Source organism: Olleya sp. Hel_I_94 (assembly GCF_007827365.1).
GTDB lineage: Bacteria > Bacteroidota > Bacteroidia > Flavobacteriales > Flavobacteriaceae > Olleya.
In genome coordinates this window covers 391784-411616 of record NZ_VISI01000001.1, presented here as the reverse complement: position 1 = coordinate 411616, position 19833 = coordinate 391784, and the positions used below count along the sequence as shown (strand labels likewise).

The window sequence follows — 19833 nt, the reverse complement described above, 5'->3', positions numbered from 1 at the left end:
TTTGTTTTAGGGTAGTTTGTTATTGTGCGGTATAACCACCATCTATTACCAATTCAGAACCAGTCATAAATTTGGACTCATCCGAAGCTAGATAGACGACTCCATAGCCTATATCATCAGGCTCTCCCAAATGACCAACAGGATGCAAACTTTCTAATTGCTTTTTGCCTTCTTCTACATTACCTTGAGCTTTCAGAAAATTTTCTACCATTGGTGTCCAGATATAAGCAGGATGTATAGAATTGATACGGATTCCGTAGCCTTGTCTTGCACAATGCAGGGCAGCAGATTTCGTGAATATGGTAACACCGCCTTTGCTTGCGTTATAAGCAGGTAGGTTAGGGTCACCGATAAGTCCTTCAATGGAAGAGAAGTTGATGATGGAACCACCTTCTCCAGTTTCCTTCATACCCTTTATACCATATTGAGTACCTAAAAAAGTGCCATTTAGGTTTACATCTATGAGGTTTTTCCAATCTTCAAGGGTAACTTCTTCTACAGTTCCACCTAATCCTATTCCGGCAGAATTAGCTAATATGTGTAATTTTCCGAAAGTTTTGAGCGTGGTCTCAATGACATTTTTCCATTCATCTTCTTTGGATACATCTTGTTTAATGAATATAGCCTCCCCACCGTTAGCTTTGATTTGTTGGACTACCTTTTTTCCATCTTCTTCATCTATATCTGTAACAACGATTTTTGCTCCTTCACGTGCTAATAAAATAGCACTTGATTTCCCTAGACCAGAGGCACCTCCTGTGACAATGGCTACTTTATTTTTTACTCGATTCATAATTTTAAGATTTAAGTGTTACTACTATTTTTTGCTTCTTAATCAAGAAACTTCGTTTCCTGAAACTTTGTCTTTTTCAAAACAATCCAGATTATATATTGTGGTTTCAGCAATATTTGTCAATGCAGTTTCGGTTAAAAAGGCCTGATGACTGGTAATTAAAACATTATTAAAAGTCATTAAGCGTGCAATGACATCGTCTTGCAAAATGTCATCGGAATGGTCTTCAAAGAACAATCCTTCTTCTTCCTCATACACATCTATTCCGAAATACCCAATTTTTTTAGTTTTCAATCCTTCGATAACAGCTTTGGTATCGACCAATCCACCACGACTTGTATTGATAAGCATTACGCCTTGCTTCATTAATGAAATATGTTTTGCATCAATCAAGTGTTTCGTTGAAGACGTTAGTGGTACGTGTAAGCTTATGATATCGGACTGCTTACAAATAGTTTCACAATTGGTATAGATTACATTGTAGAACTTGATTAAATTTTCATCCTCAATGACATCCTGAACAAGTATTTTACAACCAAAACCGTGTAGTATTTTTACCAATACAGACCCAATTTTTCCAGTCCCGATAACGCCGACGGTTTTTCCATTGAGGTCGAAACCGGTAAGACCGTTCAATGAGAAATTCTGGTCACGAACCCTGTTGTGTGCTTTAATCAATTTTCGGTTTAATGCAAGTATGAGCGCCATTGTATGCTCTGCAATGGCATAAGGGGAATAGGCTGGAACACGTGCCACCTTCATATCCAGTTCAGCTGCTTTTGCTAAATCCACGTGATTGAATCCTGCTGAACGCAGAGCAATATATTTTATGCCAAAAGCATTGAATTTTTCAAGAATGTGTGCCGAGGCATCATCGCCCGTAAATAGACTTACTGCTTTAGAACCCGTTGCGAGAATAGCAGTTTCTTGAGTTAAACGACTCTCAAGCAGCTTTAATTGATGCTTGCCATCATTCGCTTTTACGAGATACGGCTCTTCAAACTTATGCGTGCTGAATACTGTTGTTTTCATTTCACTTTTTTTAATTTCCTAACTGTATTAAAATATATACTAACCCTACGATGACAACAGTTCCAAAAATTAGCATCACGAGTTTCCCGGTCTTTTTAGAACCTTTGAAATAGGTAATACCAAGTTTTACAATCATATTGCTTATGGTTGCTGTTATAATGACATTGGTGGCCAGCGTGAGTTTTTCTTCCAATGACCCAAATTTTGCCATACTAATAGTTATCGCATCCGTATCTGCCAATCCTGCAATTAGGGCTGAATAGTATAAACCGCTTTCGCCAAAAAATTGATTTCCATAAAAAACTGCAAACAGGATGACCACATAAATACCACCAAACCCAAGGGCGTTCCAAATATTGAGCGGATTACCCAGATTGATAGCTGTTTTTGTGACATCTGTATTCTTTTTGATGAATAAGAGTGCGCTTATCAAGCAGATAAGGGTAAGAATAGTAAATGGAATGACTAAATTTAAAAGTATGGCACTATTGAAAATATAGGCCAGAATCGCAAGTCTGGGAAACATAATTGCGGAAGCTATAATGATACCCGCAGCATATTCTTTTGAAAGTTCTGGCGATTCCTTACTTCGCGAAGCATATATCCAAGCTACTGCGGTACTTGAAATCAATCCGCCTAAAATAGCAGTGAGCAGAATACCACGTTTAGAACCTACATATTTTACAAGAAAGTAACCAATGAAATTCAGAAATGACACTATCACTATTATCGCTCCAATCTCAAAAGGGTTAAGCAATCCCTCTGGACCATAATCTTGATTTGGTAAGAAAGGCAAAATAAGAAGCGCAATAATTGAAAACTTAATAAAGGCGAAAAGCTCTTCGGAAGTAATATTTTTAATGAAGGTATTAAATGTCGTTTTCAATGATAACAGAGTAACTATGATAACCGCAGTAGCAACTGCTTCCTTATGCAAATGATTAGCAACCATAACACCCAAAATCAAAGTAGCGAATAATGCCATATTGGTGGTAATACCAGTCATAATATGCTTTTGTACTATGGAAAGATGACTCAAAGACAGAAACAAAAGAAATGCTGCTGCAATTATAATGACCAACCAAGGTGTATAGGTTGTGGAAAGATTTCCCAATATAAAACCAATAATGGCAACAATTGGGAAGGTTCTTATACCTGCAAAGCCTTGTTCTTCCTTCAATTTATCGTATTCACGTTCCAGCCCAAGAATAAGGCCAATGCCCAGACTGATGAGCAGTCCAAGGATGAAAGGGTTGATATTTTTAAAGGCTTCTATCATTTCTTACTTTCCAAATAATTCTAAAAGTTCATACAATTCATTATCTACTTGATGTTGCTTGACCACCTCTTCAAAAGGGGTTAGATGCAATTGATTATTTAAGATTCCTACCATTACTTTTTTTTTACCTTGTAAAAGTGTTTTCACAGCCGCCACTCCAAGTCTAATGCCTAACATTCTATCTAAAGCTGACGGATTTCCACCTCGCTGCACGTGCCCAAGCTTCGTAATTCGTAAATCGACATTTGGATTAACTTCCTTTATTTTTGAGGAAACCAGTTCAGCGCCTATTTCATCACCTTCAGAGACCACGACAAGGAAAGCATCTTCGCTATTGTAATTTTTAACCTTATCCAATAGATAAATAAAGTCTTTCCCGCTTTCTGGAATTAGTATGGCATCTGCACCCGACATTAAACCCGAATGAATAGCTATGTAACCTGAATCTCTTCCCATTACTTCTACAATAAATACGCGGTTGTGGGATTCGGCGGTGTCCTTTATTTTGTCAATATTTTCAATGGCTGTGTTTACTGCGGAATCAAAACCAAGGGTATAATCCGTTCCTGAAATATCGTTGTCAATAGTCCCAGGAATACCTATAAATGGGATGTCGCATATTTCTGAAAAAGCTAGTAGTCCTTTGAATGTACCATCGCCACCAATAGCAATTAATGCATCTATATTATTTACTTTTAGAGTTTGGAATGCTTTTTTACGACCTTCCAATTCCAGAAATCGTTTGCTCCGTGCTGTTTTTAGAATAGTACCGCCTTTTTGAGTTATTTTCTTTAGTTCGTGGGATTTTAAGGGTGTCAAATCGCCATCTATCAATCCTTCATATCCTTTTCGAAAACCACTTACTTTAATTCCCTTTGCTTCAGTAGATTTGGCAATGGCGAAGAGTGCAGCGTTCATCCCAGGGCTATCGCCTCCAGATGTGAATACGCCTATATGTTTAATTTTATTCGTGCTCATTAGATATTGTTTTTTGTAACTTTTTTTCCGAATTAGTAAAATCTTGAATTGTGCTCCAAACAAATTCTGTTTCTTTCAGAAAAAACTGGTGATCTCCTTCAGGTGAAGTAATTATTTGTGTGTTTTTAAATTCCTTTGATAATTTCAAGGCATTTTCTAAAGGTGCAGTGGTGTCTTTTTCTCCGTGAATAAAAAGCACGTCTTTATCTTTAATTTTCTTTGCCATTTCATATAAATCTGTTTTCAAGATGACTTTTGTGAGCGAATAATAATAGCTCATCCAATGATGCTTTTTTACATCTTCATAAACTTCATCCGTTAGGTTATGGGGTTTGAATGCGCTTGACATAAAAATGGGATGAATCATACATATGTATTTCGAAAATTTGCTTGTTGAAATCCTATCTACAAAGGAATGGGACGACATAATTTCTTTAAACTTATCAGCGTTCTTGTAGACAGGTATGCTTATAAAAATTCCTGCCTTGAACCAAGTTGGTTGCTTTTCCAATATTGCTAATGAAATCATAGCTCCCATAGAATGTCCTGCAATAATGATATTTCCATCATTGAATCCTTCTTTGTTAAGAATCAATTCAAGGGCCTGCAATTGTATTGAAAGGGAATAATCACTTTGTGGTTTTGGCGAATCACCAAAACCTAGCAGGTCGACTAAAAGTAGCTTATGCGTAGTTGTAATACTTTCTAAATTGCGTTTCCAATAATGCAATGAGCCTGTTAAACCGTGTAACAAAACAAGTTTGTTTTCTCCAGAGCCTATTATTTCATAATTCAACAGTGTTTCTTTGGCATCATAAGCTGGTTGCTTACCAATCTTATAATGCTGATAGCTGGCAATAGCCACAACAGGAAGAATGAACACTATGGATATGAGTAGTAATGTCATTATTTTGAAATTGATTTATTATTCGTTTTCTCACTAACCAAGATTGGGGTTTTACCATAGAATCTATTGAAGACCATACAGGCAGTTAAATCACCAGTTACATTTACAGCAGTCCTAAACATTCCCAAGAGTCTTTCTACACCAATGATAATGATGATGCCTTCAGCGGGTATGCCGACACTTCCCAAAACAGAAGCGAGTATAACCACACCACCTCCTGGAATGGCAGGTGTACCAATGGATGCAGCGACAATAGTTACAATGACCACTATAATATTGAGTAAACTCATTTCCAGTCCGTAAGCTTGGGCAATAAAAAGAGTTGTAATAGTTTGATATAGTGCAGTACCATCCATATTGACGGTCGCCCCTATAGGTATGATAAAATTGCTAATAGTCTTGTCCACTTTTAGTTCTTCTTCGGCGGTTTTTAGAGATAAGGGCATCACAGCGGCAGAACTTGTGGTTGAAAAAGCCAATAATTGAACATCCCTTATTTTTTTTAGGAATTGCAATGGGTTTTTCTTTCCGAGAAGTACGATGAGTCCCAAATAGAAAATTACCAATAAAAGAAGACCGAGAAGTACTACCCCAACATAGTACGTTAAACCTGATAAAGAACTTAAACCAACACTAGAGGTAAGCTGCGCCATTAGTCCGAAAACAGCAATAGGTACTAGAAGCATTGACCATTTTACTACTGTCATACAGACTTCCTGAATGGCACTTAAAAGAAGCTTTACTGGGCGCAGTAAGGCATTTTCAAGTGATAGCACAGCTACACCAATAATGATTGTGAAAATCACAATACTTAACATTTCACCACTAACCATAGATGCTAAAGGGTTCTCTGGAAGTAAGTTTGATATGGCATCTGGAATAGTTTCAAGGCCAAAGGAAAGCTCGGGATTTTCCGTTGGAACAGCAGTAATTTCATTATGTTCAGCTAGAGCTTGTTGATGTAAAAAGCGACCAGGTCTAAAAATTTGAGATAGTATTACACCCAAACTTACCGAAACTATGGTAGTGCCTAGAAAATATAATAAAACGCCACCACCTAATTTTTTTAGACTGTCCTTTTCATTACTTGCGATTCCTGTGATGATAGAAGCCACAATCAAAGGAATCATAATCATTTGGACCAATTTTAGAAAGAGTACGCCAGGTAGCGCCAGCCAATTCCCTGCGATGTCTGCTGTTTCTTTAGTAATCCACCCGTTTTGAGGACTTAACAGCAATCCAAAACCAACACCCAAAAATAAGGCAATGATAACCTTTAGCCATAGACGACTTTCTACCAATTTTGAGAGGTAGTGATTGAATGATTTAAGTGATTTTACTTCTGTGTCGAACATTCTTTTTTATTGTTATGCAATGCTAATTTTAGTATCCAAATAAACTTTCTGAACGGATTGTAATACTTCCACGCCTTCGCCGAAGGGCTTTTGAAACGCTTTTCTTCCCATTATCAATCCAGAGCCACCAGCTCTTTTATTGATAACGGCAGTTGTTATTGCCTCCACCAAATCAGACTTACCTTTAGAGCCACCACCGGAATTAATCAATCCGATTTTTCCCATAAAGCAATTAGCCACCTGCAACCTGCATAGGTCGATGGGATGTTCTGTTGTCAGCGTCTCATACATTTCATCATCATATTTTCCAAAACCGATTTCTTTGAAACCAAAGTTATTTGTAGGTAATTTTTGCTTAATGATATCTGCCTGAATGGTTACCCCAATATGATTTGCTTGCCCTGTTACATCGGCAGCAGCGTGATAATCTTTTTTTCCAGTTTTGAAAGCTTCATTTCGGGTATAGCACCATAAAATGGTAGCCATACCTAAATTGTGGGCTTCTTCAAAAGCTTCAGCTATTTCTTTAAGCTGTCTATTGCTTTCTTCGGAACCAAAATATATAGTAGCACCGACAGCAACTGCTCCCATATCCCACGCAGCTTTTACTTTGCCAAATAAGGTTTGGTCATATTTATTGGGATAGGTAAGTAGTTCGTTGTGGTTAATCTTTACGATAAAGGGAATTTTATGGGCATATTTTCTAGCGTTCAATCCCAATACACCAAAGGTGGAAGCCACGCCATTACAACCTGCTTCCATCGCTAATTTTATAATATTCTCTGGGTCAAAATAATCCGGATTTTTATAGAAAGAAAAAGCTGCACTATGCTCGATACCTTGGTCTACAGGCAGGATGCTCAAGTAGCCTGTACCACCAAGATTTCCGTGGTTATACAATTGTGAAAGACTTCGTAGTACCTGCGGATTTCTGTTGCTTTGGGTAAATACCTTATCTAGGCTTGTTCTACTTGGGGTTTGCAATTCATCCTTGGTTATTTTTTCACAAACGTGATTCAAATAGAAGTCTGCTTTTTCCCCTAACAGTTGTGTAATATTTATGTCTATTTTCATTGTATTAATGATTAATGAATTCCTAAACTTTCATTTGTTTTAGCGATAGATTTGGCACCATCTGTTTCAATTCCTGTAAGTGCTCTAATGGCATCAATAGTTTCTGGGATTACAATGGCTTGGTTATCGACCACGTAAGCATAAAAAAGTTCGTCACCCACTACCTTCAGCATATCTTCCCATAGGGCTACTTCATACATATCGCCCCAAGGTCTTCCCATATCCAAAAACATTTCCTTGATAGTGTTGTTAGAAACTAGGCCTTGGTCATATTGAATTAGCTTGATACGACTAGATGTCTTAAAAGCATTCAGCACTTCTTCTTTCGAGGCTTGTTTTTTTAACTTCACATTCCAATAGTGCATATGGCTTAAAGTTTCTGGAACTTTTACTGCGGAAGTGATGACGTCCAAATCAGGATCTACGCTTTTAGCATCAGGACCTTGGTGGCTTGGAATATCTCTTTCTGGAAGCATTGTGTTCATAATTCCGCCCAAATGACTTTCCCAAGGATCTGTTGCTCTTCTTAAAAGTGTTCCTCTGGCATAATCCAATAAATCGGCTCTTTTTAAAGCGGTCAACGTCCTTAAAATAGAAGTGGTGTTGCAAGAAACAACTCTTGTAGCATCTAGATTTAAAGCTGATTTATAATTGTTTTCTGCACTAAAGGAATGTCCTGTAGTTTCGTGTTTTTCGCCACCCTGAACTATAAATTTGATGCCTTTTTCCTTATAAATTGTCACGTTTTGTGCTGCAATCTTTTTGGGCGTACAGTCCACAACCAAGTCAACTTTTTCCAAAAGGTCTTGCATACTTCCTTTTACGGGAATGCCAGCATTTTTCATTTCCTTACTAGCTTCCGAAGTGGCAGCATAAATATCATATTCCTTTCTTACGGCATTTTGAATGCGCCAATCGCTAATGATATCACACACACCCGTAAGCTTCATATCATCTTGTAAATTAATGGCATCAGCAACTCTTTTGCCAATGACTCCGTATCCTATAACTGCTATATTTTTCATATAAATTGTTTTTTTAATTAATTATTTTTTATTGTTTTTGTTACTTGTAGTTTCCATTCCCATCTCCATATTACCGTCATCATTTGTGTGCGACTTCATAAAAAAACGTTCTGCAACGAGTATTAAAATAATTCCAATTGCTGCAACGATGAGTACTAATGGATCGTTCAGATATTTTAAATATAGAAAGGCAACGAGCACTGCAATATCCATTACTATGGCTATTAATGGAATGATTGGTAGGAATTTCACTTCTTTTTTAAGGTGACGGAAAAGCCCCCAATGTATAGCAATATCCATAATAAGGTAAAAAATAGCTCCTATAGAAGCTATCCTTGTTAAATCGAACAGAACAGTCAATAAAATAGCAAGAGAAGCCGTAAAAACCAGTGCAGGGTTTTTAAAATTTCCTAGTTTCTTTAAGGATGGTACTTGTTTCATATTACTTAACATCCCTAATAAGCGAGATGCAGAAAACATACTAGCTAAAACCCCTGAGAAGGTCGCTACAATTGCAATGGCTATGGTAATCCATAAACCCCATTCTCCAAAAACGGGTTCTGCTGCCGCTGCCAAAGCATAATCTTTTGCTTCAATTATTTCAGGAATACTTAAACCTCCTGCAACAGAAAGCGCCAATGCTACATATATTAGAGTACAGATAAGGACTGAATACACAATAGATCGACCGATGTTTTTATGAGGGTCTTTAATATCTCCACCTTGATTTGTAATTGTTGTAAAGCCTTTATAGGCAAGGATTGATAATGCCAATGCTGCTACAAAGGCAAGACCTTGTGGCATAGTTTCAGAATTTTTAGGAATATAGTTCCCTGTAATATCTGCAACCCCAGAAATTATTAGACCAGCAATGGCTAGCAATGCAATACCTGCAACCTTAATAATTGCTGTAAAAGTAGCCGTTGCTCCAATAACTTTATTGCCTAAAATATTTAATATATAAGCAGTTACCAAAAGTAAAATCCCAAGAATGGATGCGTAACCAGCATAACTTTCTGGGAACAACCGAAGCGTGTAAGCCCCAAAAGTACTCGCCACTAAACTTTCTGAAACGACCATTGAAACATACATTAACAGAGAAAAGACACCCGTTGTAGTTCCCGGTCCGTAGGCTTTATTAAAAAATTTAACAACACCACCAGAAGATGGAAAGGCATTTGAGAACTTTACATAAGAATATGAACTGAAACCTACCACAATAGCACCAGCAATAAATGCAATCGGGAATAAATCTCCCACCAACTCTGCTATTTGTCCCATAAGCACAAATATTCCAGCACCAATCATTACTCCTGTGCCAAGAGATATAGAACCTATTAAGGAAAGCTTATTGTTTTTTTCTGTTGTGTCTTTCATATTCAATTTATTTTTTGGTGTTATTTATAGTTGGTGTTGGTTTAAAGTTTCTAATAATCAGGCGGTTGCTCTTTTCATAAGTGAAATAGCTTACAGCCCAATTAAAACCAACCATCAATCTATTTCTGAAACCGCTTATTGACATTAAATGCACAATAGACCATAATAGCCAAGCAAAGTATCCTCCAAATTTGAAGGCACCTATATCTGCTACGGCTTTGCGTTTACCTACAGTTGCCAATGAACCTTTGTCTTTATATTTGAAATATTTTATGGGTTTGCTATTTATGATATTCAGTATTGAATTGCCCAAATATTTTCCTTGTTGAATTGCTGTTTGGGCCACTTGCGGATGCCCTTTTGGTGTCTCTTCTGTAATTATAGCTGCTATATCACCTATTGCAAAAATGTTTTCATATCCTTCTACTTTTAGATAGGAATCGGTTTTTAAACGGTTGCCACGTACCACATTCTTTTCATCAATTCCTTTAGGAAATTGCCCTTTTACGCCAGCTGTCCAGATGAGATTTCTGGCTAGTATTAGTTTATCACTTTTTGTTCTGACTACTATTCCGTCATAATCAGTTACAGACTCATTTAACAAGACTTCAACTCCTAGTTTTTCTAGATATTTTAGTGTTTTGGCCGAAGCTTTATCGGACATTGCTCCTAATAACTCGCTTGATGCTTCTACTAAATAAATTTTCATTATTGAAGCTGGATATTCTGGATAATCCTTGGGAAGGATATATTTACAGAATTCAGCCAAGGCACCTGCCATTTCTACACCAGCGGGTCCACCGCCAACGATTACGAAATTAGTCAGGGCATCACGTTCGTTGTCATCACAGGTAATGGCTGCTTCTTCCAAATTTTGAAGCATCATATGACGAATATTTAGAGAATCGCGAATGTCTTTCATCCCAAGACTATGGGACTCGACGTTATCCATTCCGAAGAAATTGGTGGTTGTTCCTGTAGCTAATACGAGATAATCGAAATGCACACTTCCCTTATTGGTTATAACAGTGTTTGAAGAAGGTTGAATTTCTTCTACTTCAGCCAGCCGAAACAGAACATTTTTATAACCACTAATTTGTTTTCTGAAAGGAAATACAATACTATCAGGTTCCAAAGCACTAGTTGCCACTTGATAAAATAAGGGTTGAAATTGATGAAAGTTATTTTTATCAAATAATACAACTTGAACTTCTTTGTTTTTCAATTTTTCTACTAATGCCAAACCAGCGAAACCACCACCAATGACAACTACACGAGGTAATTTAGTATCTGGTAGGCAGATTTCATATGTTACTTTGCAGGCAGACTCTTTTGTGTTATTTGAGTGGTTAATATTCATATTTAATTTTTATATCATTTGTATTTGCGATAGGTTACTTTGCATCCTTGTCTTTTACAATCATTACTGAACATTTGGCGTGTGTTGCTAAATATTGCGATACTGAACCTAATAAAAAACGTGAAAATGCCCCTTGGCCTTGTGAACCTACCACGATTAAATCGGCATCAAAGGATTCCGCTTTTTCAAGAATAGCACTTTTAGGCAACCCACTGACTACGCTAGTAGTTATGATGAATTCTTCGTTTTTGCTCTTTAGAACATTACTAGCTTCCAAAACAATTTTGTCCCCCATTTTTTGGGCACCGTTAATGAACTCTTCAAAGTAATTGTTCAAGCTTCCGCCCGTCGCCATTAGTTCTGGTGTTGACATCGCTGGATGCTCATAAACATTTATAATACTAATTTCACTATCATTTGGTAGTGGCATTTTTGCAAGTTCCTTAACAGCCTCTTTACTAAAGTCTGAACCATCTATTGCTAACACTATTTTCATCATTTGAATGTTTTTATCAATTAACTGTATTATGCTTTATTCTTACTTATAAAATCTTGGGCATCTACTATGGAAGCGAAATAAAAAACACTTCCGCTACTTTTATCTTGAACAATAATTGCTGAAGCTTTATCAACTTTTGTATCATTTAGTGGATTACTCCCAAAGCGAACATCATCTAGATTTTTCTGTAACTTTTCAACACAATTTTCACAACAACCATAGTAGATAGTTCCATTGACGTCAATAGGTATTTGTGACACACCCATAAATCGGTCATTGACCATACAGACTTTTTCGTTGGGAACGATTTCATAATTTTGGGCTGATATAATGGCCTCATTTGCTGTTTGGGATGTTTCAACAGTTGGCTGTGTTACGCTTTCTGCAACATCTTTTTTCTTGCCAGAACAGGATAGAACTACTGCTGAAAGCAGTAGAAGGAACAATATAGCGATGGATACCTGGTATATCTTTCTTACTGGGTTCTTAATGGCTACAACTTGGATAGCATTGTTTTTTTGATTTGAGTGTATTCGTTTCATAGTGTTAATCTTTTAGTGGAATAATTATTTCAGTTTGAATGAGTTTTCGCCAATAGATATGTTCATACAATCCAGACCAATACATCCCAAAAGTGAAGGCGAACATTAATTCTTCAATAGGAATGCCCAAGACAAGAATATGGGTCAGGTTGTCTAGATTCCAGTTCAACTCCACATATTGAGGATAGAACGGAAGGATACTTCCGAAATAAATGAAGTACAATACCGTAAACAGAATTCCCCCAACCCAAATCTTTCCTTTTAAATCTGGGCGACAATAAAGAGTCGCCAATCCACCTATGAACAAAGCTATAATGCCGCAATAAATGTGATTGAGCGACGTAAAAAGCGCCAGAATGATGAATACAGCTGCTGGTATAAAAAGTATATAAATATGCAATCGGTGCCTACTATGACTTCGTTCGCTATGTGGTATTTCGGCAAGTCCTCTTTTAAAAATAAGGTTGTAGAGTACAGTGCCAATTCCACCTATTGCGAAAGAGAAAATCAAACTTTCGATATCGAAGCCTGTTTTTTCGGCCAAATCAAAAAGCGAAGGTGGAAACCAATATTCTGGTACAAACAACGGTTCTGTTAAACCAAAGGGCATCGTAATCAGGCTCATTTTGAGCATTTCTTTCCTAACTCCTTTTTTGGATATATATATAACTACCCAAAGAGCAAGAATGATAAGCGACCATATGAACCAGACATACTGCATAAATCCTAAAAGGTTTTTTTACTTTTTTATTTTTATTTGCGCATTATAAAAAGCGCCAATAGAAGCGCCTATAAGCCACCAAAGGATAAAAGTTTGTACGATACCCATTAACACTTCTAATAGGGGAACATCCATTCTAATGACATTGGTGGTATCCAAGCCGTGCAATAAGCTATTGAAAAAGATGATTGAACCTTCCCGCCCTGCTGTAGCCATTACTATCATACAGCCCAAATAAATTATGGTTCCTGTAAGACCGAAGGCAAATCCGAGTTTTTTTACGTTTAAGCGATGCATAATTTTATAGTTTAAGATTAGTTGTCCGAGTTTAAAATTCTTTTAGATTCTTCATAGTCTTCCTTGGATATTTCGCCTTTTGCATAGCGTTTTTTAAGAATATCCAGTGGGCTGTCCTTCATTGTTTTTTGATAGGGTATATCTGCTGGGATAAAGAATATCCAAGCAAGTAAGATGACCCATATAATCCACCATATTAGGTGCATTCCTCCAAAGTGTCCGTCGTATAAATGCATAGTTTTTAGGTTTTAATTGTTATTGATTAAGTTCTGTGATTGTATATCCATTGAGCTCATCGAGTTGCTTTTGCAAGTCGGCAACCGAAAGTGCTTCATTCATCGTGATACGTGTAGCTCCTTTTGGTGCCAGAAAAATTTCTGCCTTTTCGATATTGGGATGTTCTTCCAAAGTTTTCTTGACCCTTGCTACACATCCACCACAACTAATTCCGTTTATTTGAAATTTTTGTTTCATTGTATATAGTTTTTAGTGATGTTGATGTCCTTTGTGTTCTTCTTTTGTTTCCTGTTCAGAATGATTGTGGTCGCTATCCTGATGCTTATGATTATTGTGCTTTCCGTGTCCGTGTGAACCGTGGGGCATAAACAGATGGATGCCGAACATAAAAAGGATGAAAATAAATAGTGATGAACCACCTCCTATACCAAATGAGGGCGCTAAAAAGATGAACAATAGTGGTAGCCCACAACCTATGACCATCCAAATCCAGTGATTTTTTTTCATTTTTTTTGTATTTAGAAGTTAAAAATTAATGATGCTCGGTATGATCCTGTTTGTTTTGACTATTCATATTCTGCATATCCATTCCTTTTTCGCCCATCATCTTTGAGCAAGATTTCATACAGTCCTCGCTCATCATTCCTTTTTCGTGCATCATTTTCATCATTGTTCCCATCATTTTTCCGTCATTCATCATTTGGTTCATCATCATATTCATCATTGTACTGTCCTTCATCATCATTTGCATTCCTTCTCCTTGCATCATAGAGCCCATCATTTTTTTGTTGCCCTGCATCGTTGCCATTGTGTGTTGACTGCCGTGCATACTTTCCATAAACTCGGTCATATAATCGTGGTTCTCGGTAACGGCATTAAACACCTCCGTACGAGTTTCAGGATTTTCCAATAGTGCTTGAGGATCTGCTCCTTGGTTGCAACTGCTTAAGCTTAAAAGCCCGATTGTTGATAAAACAATTAGTAATGTTTTCATAATTTTCTATTTTATTGAGTTAAACATTTATTTTTATAAACCCATTCCCAACAATCCACAAACCGTAGTTTAGGGAATGGGTTATCAGCTATTAACTGTCAGATTTAAAAAGGTTTTCAATCTTCTTTAATTTCATTTCTGTCGGGAACTTTTTCATTGTTATTCAATTTTTTTTAAACGCCATTTCTTGTTGCTTTCTTTAATGGCCACTAAATTTTCCGAAATCAATTTAGAGGTTATGATAGGTGGATTTTTATCCTCCTTATCTTTAGGCGATATGTGAATGGCCAATTGAGTTAGATGGTCAATGGCTTTTCCTTGTTTATTTATAACTACTTCAAAATAATGGTAGCTAACGACGTCTTTGTTGAAAATGTCATTATAGCCTATGGTCTCTTTTTCAACTTTTAGTACCAATGCCTTATCATATTCGAAATTGGTCGCATTCAAGAATTGAGGTGTAATGACAGTTTTTCCAGTTTTATCGATATAGCCATAATACAGTATGCCATCTTTTTGATGGGCAATCAAGCATTTTTCGTTACTGAATATGGGGTAGGTTGCATTTCCTGTTTTGGTTAGCACCAAATCATTTCGAAAATCAATGATTACTTTGCCGTCTTGGTCAATAAACCCCCATTCGTTCCCTTTTTTAATGGCAGCTACTTCATTGTTAAAAGGCGAGATGTACTCTAAATTTTCTATAGTTTGTGTAATCCCTAGAAAGGGAATTAATACTAATGTGATGAGTAGTTTTTTCATTTTAGTTTGATTTATTTTGATAAAATTAATGATTGCCTTAAGCGTTTATCTGCATAACTTTCGTTGTTATCTACATAATTTCATCGTAAAAATTTCTTTTCCAGTTTTCAGTATTTTTATAATCGGTCATACTCACTCCAATTACTTCTTTGAACTGTCTAGACAGATGGTTGACGCTGCTGTAGTCCAATAAGTACCCTATATCTGAAAAGGAATGTTGTTTGAGTTGAATGAGCTCTTTAACTTTCTCTATTTTTAATTTGATAAAGTACTTTTCAATGGTTGTCTGTTGATTTGCTGAAAATAATTTACTCAATGTCTTGTATTCCCTATGAAGGCTTGATGCCAATAGTTCAGATGTGTTTACTTTGATATGTAATGGTAGCTCTTGCAATTGTTCAATTAGAATAATCTTGATTCTTTCTACGAGCATTTCTTCTTCGTTCTGCACTATTTCAAAATCATTGGCGTGAAGTACGGTTGTTACTGCATTGATAATTTCATTGTCTGTTTTATTTGGTGCTTCTACCAACAGCCTTCCCAATTCCAATGAAATTACGGTTACTTCAAGTTCCTGTAACTCCTGCATAATTACTTTTAAGCAGCGATTACAGACCATATTCTTAATCCAAAATTCTTTTGGTTTGCTCATAGTATATAATGTATTGTCATTGAGTTTTAACTCAATGGTTTGAAAGGTTAAGACCTAACAGGGTTAATGGTGTATGGTATTGTTGGGAATAGAGTACAACAAATGTTAGCCAGAAGTGAAACTTTGGCTATAGAGGTAATGCAGATTAAAGTCAATCTGCGATGTAGAAAATCAAATTAAGAAGGTCTCGTTGAGAATTATAATATCTGTAGATAATAAAGGCGGCCTATAGGTTTTAAAAGAAATGACGTTTTCTTCTAGCCCCTCGAACAGATTAATATAGGTATTAAAAAAAGTATTTAAGAAAACTAAAGTCTCAATCTCTAAAATTGTATTGGACTTCTTAAAGGTGTCATCTTCTTCTTTTACAATGGTCTGATTATCGCAACAATCCTTCTCTTGTATGGAAGTACATTGCTTGGAATTTGAATCTTTTTTTTGCGCTGTCTCCATACAAGATTCTGCCTTACTAAAAAAAGCCATATCCACCAATTTATTACAGCAAAAGTGCATATCCACCGTGAAAGAAGAAGTAGAAAACAGTATAAAAACTGCTAAAAAAAAGGACAGTATTTTGGTAAAAAAAAATTTCACTCTATAAAATTAATAAATTTTGTCCAACATTAAAGGTTTTTCATAGATTAAATGATGATACTTAATAAGCTTATTATCAATTGGAAGCATAATTAATTAATGCGAAGATAATTTTAAAGGTTCAACAGGAATATGATATTTGTCATCTTTTATAGATTACTTGATTGCTACAGAAAATTTAATTTTTACTGAACTCATTCCAAACCTTGTTGTCTCTAAAATAAATTTAGGATTGGTGTAATATGATAATAAAATGTTTTCGATTTTAAAGTATTTTTAATTAGGACTAAAATTTGATTAAGGTGTAATAATTGAGATGTCATAATTTTGAAATAATCCAGACGCAATAACTCCAACGATATTCTTTATATTTTTTTCAAATGTCCTTTCTATTTTTTTAAATTTTACGTCAAGAATAAAATTTCCATTTTCTGTTATTACAGGACCATCTTTTTTTGTGGCCATTCTTAAATCCATTGTTACTATATCCATTTTAACTAGTGAATGGCGTACATAGTTTATTGCCTCAGGGATTACTTCTATTGGTACTTTAAACTTTTCTCCTAAATGAGTGACCATCTTTGATTTGTCTACAATAATATAATTTTTATTGCTCGACATTAATAACAATTTTTCCCTAAACATAGCACCACCACGTCCCTTTATTAAATTGTTGTCTACATCCACTTCATCAGCACCATCAAAGTACCAATCTGGTCTCTCTTGCTGAAGTGTTGTTAGTGTGAGACCCAAATATGTGCACGCTAATTCTATCTCATAAGAAGTGGGAATAACTTTTATTGTCAATTGCTCTTCTTTTACTTTTTGAGCAATATGCTTCAAGGCTAAAAATGCTGTAGAGCCCGAGCCTATACCTATGGTTTGACTGTCTTGAACCAATTTTGAGATTTTCTTTGCAACTATCTCTTTTTGGTCTATATTTGATATTTCTTGCCCCCAGTTAAAATTTTCACTTATGTTATTCTTCCAGATCATTTTAATAAAACTTTGATTATTATTAATTTAACAATCCCAAAGGTAAGGTCTATTCAATAAAATTGTGTCTTTTGTCATCTTTAGTATATTTTCCTAAAACCCATACGCAACAGAAAAATTTATCCCAAAAGGATGGCCAGGACGTAAGCCTGCTGGCACACGAGATACAGCATATTTTGTATTAAATAGGTTTATGATGTTTGTTGATAGCGTAAAATTTTCATTAAGAAAATATCGAGCAGATAAGTCAACTATGAAGTTAGAATCCACTTTAAAATTTTCAGGAATAGATCCTGAACCAGCTTTAGTTCTAAATGCTCCAGTATATCGTGAATTTAGGTTTACTTCAAATTTCTTATGCTCTAGCCCAAAAGTTGCATTTAATTGATTTTTTGCGATGTATGGTATTTCATCCCCTTTGGTCACCACTCCATAAATATCCTCGTTGCTATCGAAACTGGTCAGAAATTCGGTATCCGTGAGGGTATAGGAAACCGACACAGGAAGTTTAAATTTTTCTGACTTATTATATAATAGGTTGTAATTCAGTAAAAATTCAATACCGCTTACGCGCACTTCACCTGCATTAAACTGGTCAAGACTTCCCGTACCACCTGTAGCAGCCAAATCACTTCCCAGTAGGTTTTGATAGTCATTGTAGAACCCAACAAGTTCCCCTTGTAGCCCTTTAACGCTAAATCGGGTTCCTACTTCGTAATTAATACTTTCTTCAGCATTTTGCCCTGGTGTATTGCTTGGTGGGGAAAACCCTTTGTGTACACCACCAAAAACTGAAAAATCGTTACTAAATCTGTAGTTTGCGCCTAAACCAGGAATCCATACGTTTACCTTGTTTTCGCGAATGGATAAATCTTGACCAGTCCTGGAAGGGTCATTGGTGCCATAGTCCATTTGGGTTAGAGTTATATTCTCATAGCGTAAGCCAGGTGTTAGGGTCAGGTTCTCAACTATTATGGTGTATAAGAGGTGTGCAGCGAGAGCTTTTGCACCACTTATGCGGTTAGCGTCAGACCCTTTTTCGCCTACGGTCGTACGTATTAATTCATTGTTCAAGAATGCATACCTGTCCACCCATTGAAATCTGTCTTCATCATCCTCGTGGTAGCGTATTCCGGCTTCTAAAGTTTGTAACCAATCAGAGCCCCATCGTAATTTGGCAATGGATTGAACACCATTTGAAGTGTATGCTCTGTTGTTTGCCTTTACGCCCATAACATCTTCTTGGGTGTTTTCGTTTCCTAAAATGGTTTGGTATTCTAATGGGAAATTCTGTGGCGATGAAAGGATATTACTAATGCTCACTCTTTCGCCTAAATTTACATCATCCAATTTGTACCAATTACGTTTGAATTTATTCAAGTAACCGGTAGTGCTTATGTCTAATGATGATGATAATCGGATAAAATGGGTAAGTTGGTATTGTTGATGCTCGGCATTCATTACATCCTCTGAAGAAGCTCTGTACCTTCTAAAGGTATTTTCTTGAAAATCTTCATCTGTCAAACCTAAGTAAGTTTCGTTTGCCTCTTCTTCGGAATACTGAATTTTAAACGTTAATGACTGATACGTTTTTGCGTCTAAATTTGAGTTAACCCTAAACTTGGCCAAATAATCAGATTTGTCAAATCCTGTATTGCCACCACCGTCAAGATTTTTAAAACCATCAGAATTATAATTAAAATAATCCGTTACAAATCCAAAATTTTTATAGCTATCACCAATTGTTAATTGAGTACTTCTTGAATCGTAATTTCCTGCAGCAATGGAAGCCCTTCCAGAGAATTTGTTTGGAATTTGGGAAGATATCATATTTATGGCGCCACCAGTGGTATTGGGTCCGTATTGAATTTGACTACTTCCTTTTAAAACTTCTACGGCCTGCATACGACCAATGGTAGGAAAATAATAGGCGGCAGGTGCGCTATAAGGTGCAGGGGCAATGAGCACACCATCTTCCATTAAATTGATTTTTGCACTACGCTCAGGCGATGTGCCTCGCAAACTTATATTTGGGCGTAATCCGAAACCATCTTCTTCATAAATGTTAATTCCTGGAACTGTTTGTAATACCCTGTTGATGTTAGTATAAGAGAATTTTTTTAAGTCTTCTTCGGAAATATAGCTTGCAGAACCCGTTTTGTTTTTAACCTCAAACCTACTACCTAGTATAGTATTTCCTGAGACTACAACCTCTTTTAACTGTTCCGTTTTTTGTTGGATAGTATCTTTTTTTTGGGGATTAGTTTGTGCCCATATATTTGGGAATTGCAAGATAAGTATTAGAATAAAGAGAATTCGCATTTGCTTTAAATTATTTAGAATGAATATAAATAAAGAA

23 protein-coding genes are annotated in these 19833 nt (G+C 36.2%); all 23 read right to left on the bottom strand.

The window, feature by feature from the left end; all coding sequences use genetic code 11:
* Positions 1 to 19 precede the first annotated feature (19 nt).
* The 23 genes from JM82_RS01990 to JM82_RS01880 all read right to left on the bottom strand — a co-directional run bounded on the left by JM82_RS01990 (position 20) and on the right by JM82_RS01880 (position 19796).
* Complete coding sequence (locus JM82_RS01990) at positions 20 to 793, bottom strand: SDR family oxidoreductase (protein ID WP_026813297.1); 774 nt, start codon at positions 791 to 793, stop codon at positions 20 to 22.
* Positions 794 to 835: 42 nt separating this feature from the next.
* A complete protein-coding gene (locus tag JM82_RS01985) occupies positions 836 to 1825 on the bottom strand; it encodes a 2-hydroxyacid dehydrogenase (RefSeq protein ID WP_145000754.1) in 990 nt (329 codons plus the stop codon).
* A gap of 10 nt (positions 1826 to 1835) precedes the next feature.
* Positions 1836 to 3104 carry an MgtC/SapB family protein gene (locus JM82_RS01980; protein WP_047418793.1) on the bottom strand — a complete coding sequence of 423 codons (1269 nt, stop codon included), beginning with the start codon at positions 3102 to 3104 and terminating at the stop codon, positions 1836 to 1838.
* A gap of 3 nt (positions 3105 to 3107) precedes the next feature.
* On the bottom strand, positions 3108 to 4082 hold the full coding sequence (locus JM82_RS01975; RefSeq protein WP_145000753.1) for an ATP-dependent 6-phosphofructokinase: 975 nt from the start codon (positions 4080 to 4082) through the stop codon (positions 3108 to 3110).
* Positions 4069 to 4989 carry an alpha/beta fold hydrolase gene (locus tag JM82_RS01970; protein WP_145000751.1) on the bottom strand — a complete coding sequence of 307 codons (921 nt, stop codon included), beginning with the start codon at positions 4987 to 4989 and terminating at the stop codon, positions 4069 to 4071. The genes JM82_RS01975 and JM82_RS01970 overlap by 14 nt, the downstream gene beginning before the upstream one ends.
* The gene (locus tag JM82_RS01965) at positions 4989 to 6344 is read right to left on the bottom strand and encodes a dicarboxylate/amino acid:cation symporter (RefSeq protein ID WP_145000749.1); all 1356 of its coding nucleotides are present in this window, start codon (positions 6342 to 6344) and stop codon (positions 4989 to 4991) included. Before JM82_RS01965 ends, JM82_RS01970 begins: the two co-directional genes overlap by 1 nt.
* A 12-nt stretch (positions 6345 to 6356) precedes the next feature.
* The gene (locus tag JM82_RS01960) at positions 6357 to 7418 is read right to left on the bottom strand and encodes a class I fructose-bisphosphate aldolase (RefSeq protein ID WP_145000747.1); all 1062 of its coding nucleotides are present in this window, start codon (positions 7416 to 7418) and stop codon (positions 6357 to 6359) included.
* Between the two features lie 11 nt (positions 7419 to 7429).
* Positions 7430 to 8443 (bottom strand): type II glyceraldehyde-3-phosphate dehydrogenase, encoded by a 1014-nt coding sequence (locus JM82_RS01955; RefSeq protein ID WP_145000745.1) that lies wholly within the window; start codon positions 8441 to 8443, stop codon positions 7430 to 7432.
* 21 nt (positions 8444 to 8464) lie between these two features.
* The gene (locus tag JM82_RS01950) at positions 8465 to 9820 is read right to left on the bottom strand and encodes an APC family permease (RefSeq protein WP_145000743.1); all 1356 of its coding nucleotides are present in this window, start codon (positions 9818 to 9820) and stop codon (positions 8465 to 8467) included.
* Positions 9821 to 9827: 7 nt separating this feature from the next.
* Complete coding sequence (locus JM82_RS01945; protein ID WP_145000741.1) at positions 9828 to 11180, bottom strand: NAD(P)/FAD-dependent oxidoreductase; 1353 nt, start codon at positions 11178 to 11180, stop codon at positions 9828 to 9830.
* Between the two features lie 34 nt (positions 11181 to 11214).
* Positions 11215 to 11679: a universal stress protein gene (locus JM82_RS01940; RefSeq protein WP_261375252.1), complete on the bottom strand. Its 465-nt coding sequence runs from the start codon at positions 11677 to 11679 to the stop codon at positions 11215 to 11217.
* Positions 11680 to 11705: 26 nt separating this feature from the next.
* Positions 11706 to 12221, bottom strand: a complete 516-nt coding sequence (locus JM82_RS01935) for a hypothetical protein (protein WP_145000740.1) — start codon at positions 12219 to 12221, stop codon at positions 11706 to 11708.
* 4 nt (positions 12222 to 12225) lie between these two features.
* Positions 12226 to 12942, bottom strand: coding sequence for a lycopene cyclase domain-containing protein (locus JM82_RS01930; RefSeq protein ID WP_145000738.1), 717 nt, complete (start codon positions 12940 to 12942; stop codon positions 12226 to 12228).
* An 18-nt stretch (positions 12943 to 12960) separates the two neighbouring features.
* A complete protein-coding gene (locus JM82_RS01925) occupies positions 12961 to 13239 on the bottom strand; it encodes a DUF5676 family membrane protein (protein ID WP_070237419.1) in 279 nt (92 codons plus the stop codon).
* Between the two features lie 17 nt (positions 13240 to 13256).
* A complete protein-coding gene (locus JM82_RS01920) occupies positions 13257 to 13475 on the bottom strand; it encodes an SHOCT domain-containing protein (protein WP_145000736.1) in 219 nt (72 codons plus the stop codon).
* 19 nt (positions 13476 to 13494) lie between these two features.
* On the bottom strand, positions 13495 to 13713 hold the full coding sequence (locus tag JM82_RS01915; protein ID WP_034886844.1) for a heavy-metal-associated domain-containing protein: 219 nt from the start codon (positions 13711 to 13713) through the stop codon (positions 13495 to 13497).
* Positions 13714 to 13725: 12 nt separating this feature from the next.
* Entirely contained in the window at positions 13726 to 13983 is a 258-nt protein-coding gene (locus JM82_RS01910; RefSeq protein ID WP_145000734.1) for a hypothetical protein, read from the bottom strand.
* Between the two features lie 25 nt (positions 13984 to 14008).
* The gene (locus JM82_RS01905) at positions 14009 to 14470 is read right to left on the bottom strand and encodes a hypothetical protein (RefSeq protein WP_145000732.1); all 462 of its coding nucleotides are present in this window, start codon (positions 14468 to 14470) and stop codon (positions 14009 to 14011) included.
* 159 nt (positions 14471 to 14629) lie between these two features.
* Positions 14630 to 15232, bottom strand: coding sequence for a WG repeat-containing protein (locus JM82_RS01900; RefSeq protein ID WP_145000730.1), 603 nt, complete (start codon positions 15230 to 15232; stop codon positions 14630 to 14632).
* Positions 15233 to 15302: 70 nt separating this feature from the next.
* On the bottom strand, positions 15303 to 15884 hold the full coding sequence (locus tag JM82_RS01895) for a helix-turn-helix domain-containing protein (protein ID WP_145000728.1): 582 nt from the start codon (positions 15882 to 15884) through the stop codon (positions 15303 to 15305).
* 171 nt (positions 15885 to 16055) lie between these two features.
* The gene (locus JM82_RS01890; RefSeq protein ID WP_145000726.1) at positions 16056 to 16478 is read right to left on the bottom strand and encodes an HYC_CC_PP family protein; all 423 of its coding nucleotides are present in this window, start codon (positions 16476 to 16478) and stop codon (positions 16056 to 16058) included.
* 297 nt (positions 16479 to 16775) lie between these two features.
* Positions 16776 to 17474, bottom strand: a complete 699-nt coding sequence (gene rpiA / locus JM82_RS01885) for a ribose 5-phosphate isomerase A (RefSeq protein ID WP_145000724.1) — start codon at positions 17472 to 17474, stop codon at positions 16776 to 16778.
* A 93-nt stretch (positions 17475 to 17567) separates the two neighbouring features.
* Entirely contained in the window at positions 17568 to 19796 is a 2229-nt protein-coding gene (locus tag JM82_RS01880; RefSeq protein WP_145000722.1) for a TonB-dependent receptor family protein, read from the bottom strand.
* Positions 19797 to 19833 lie beyond the last annotated feature (37 nt).

Bases quoted from the DNA above. Each gene is read 5' to 3' on its own strand.
- JM82_RS01990 (WP_026813297.1), bottom strand. From the start codon at position 793: ATGAATCGAGTAAAAAATAAAGTAGCCATTGTCACAGGAGGTGCCTCT.
- JM82_RS01985 (WP_145000754.1), bottom strand. From the start codon at position 1,825: ATGAAAACAACAGTATTCAGCACGCATAAGTTTGAAGAGCCGTATCTC.
- JM82_RS01980 (WP_047418793.1), bottom strand. From the start codon at position 3,104: ATGATAGAAGCCTTTAAAAATATCAACCCTTTCATCCTTGGACTGCTC.
- JM82_RS01975 (WP_145000753.1), bottom strand. From the start codon at position 4,082: ATGAGCACGAATAAAATTAAACATATAGGCGTATTCACATCTGGAGGC.
- JM82_RS01970 (WP_145000751.1), bottom strand. From the start codon at position 4,989: ATGACATTACTACTCATATCCATAGTGTTCATTCTTCCTGTTGTGGCT.
- JM82_RS01965 (WP_145000749.1), bottom strand. From the start codon at position 6,344: ATGTTCGACACAGAAGTAAAATCACTTAAATCATTCAATCACTACCTC.
- JM82_RS01960 (WP_145000747.1), bottom strand. From the start codon at position 7,418: ATGAAAATAGACATAAATATTACACAACTGTTAGGGGAAAAAGCAGAC.
- JM82_RS01955 (WP_145000745.1), bottom strand. From the start codon at position 8,443: ATGAAAAATATAGCAGTTATAGGATACGGAGTCATTGGCAAAAGAGTT.
- JM82_RS01950 (WP_145000743.1), bottom strand. From the start codon at position 9,820: ATGAAAGACACAACAGAAAAAAACAATAAGCTTTCCTTAATAGGTTCT.
- JM82_RS01945 (WP_145000741.1), bottom strand. From the start codon at position 11,180: ATGAATATTAACCACTCAAATAACACAAAAGAGTCTGCCTGCAAAGTA.
- JM82_RS01940 (WP_261375252.1), bottom strand. From the start codon at position 11,679: ATGATGAAAATAGTGTTAGCAATAGATGGTTCAGACTTTAGTAAAGAG.
- JM82_RS01935 (WP_145000740.1), bottom strand. From the start codon at position 12,221: ATGAAACGAATACACTCAAATCAAAAAAACAATGCTATCCAAGTTGTA.
- JM82_RS01930 (WP_145000738.1), bottom strand. From the start codon at position 12,942: ATGCAGTATGTCTGGTTCATATGGTCGCTTATCATTCTTGCTCTTTGG.
- JM82_RS01925 (WP_070237419.1), bottom strand. From the start codon at position 13,239: ATGCATCGCTTAAACGTAAAAAAACTCGGATTTGCCTTCGGTCTTACA.
- JM82_RS01920 (WP_145000736.1), bottom strand. From the start codon at position 13,475: ATGCATTTATACGACGGACACTTTGGAGGAATGCACCTAATATGGTGG.
- JM82_RS01915 (WP_034886844.1), bottom strand. From the start codon at position 13,713: ATGAAACAAAAATTTCAAATAAACGGAATTAGTTGTGGTGGATGTGTA.
- JM82_RS01910 (WP_145000734.1), bottom strand. From the start codon at position 13,983: ATGAAAAAAAATCACTGGATTTGGATGGTCATAGGTTGTGGGCTACCA.
- JM82_RS01905 (WP_145000732.1), bottom strand. From the start codon at position 14,470: ATGAAAACATTACTAATTGTTTTATCAACAATCGGGCTTTTAAGCTTA.
- JM82_RS01900 (WP_145000730.1), bottom strand. From the start codon at position 15,232: ATGAAAAAACTACTCATCACATTAGTATTAATTCCCTTTCTAGGGATT.
- JM82_RS01895 (WP_145000728.1), bottom strand. From the start codon at position 15,884: ATGAGCAAACCAAAAGAATTTTGGATTAAGAATATGGTCTGTAATCGC.
- rpiA (WP_145000724.1), bottom strand. From the start codon at position 17,474: ATGATCTGGAAGAATAACATAAGTGAAAATTTTAACTGGGGGCAAGAA.
- JM82_RS01880 (WP_145000722.1), bottom strand. From the start codon at position 19,796: ATGCGAATTCTCTTTATTCTAATACTTATCTTGCAATTCCCAAATATA.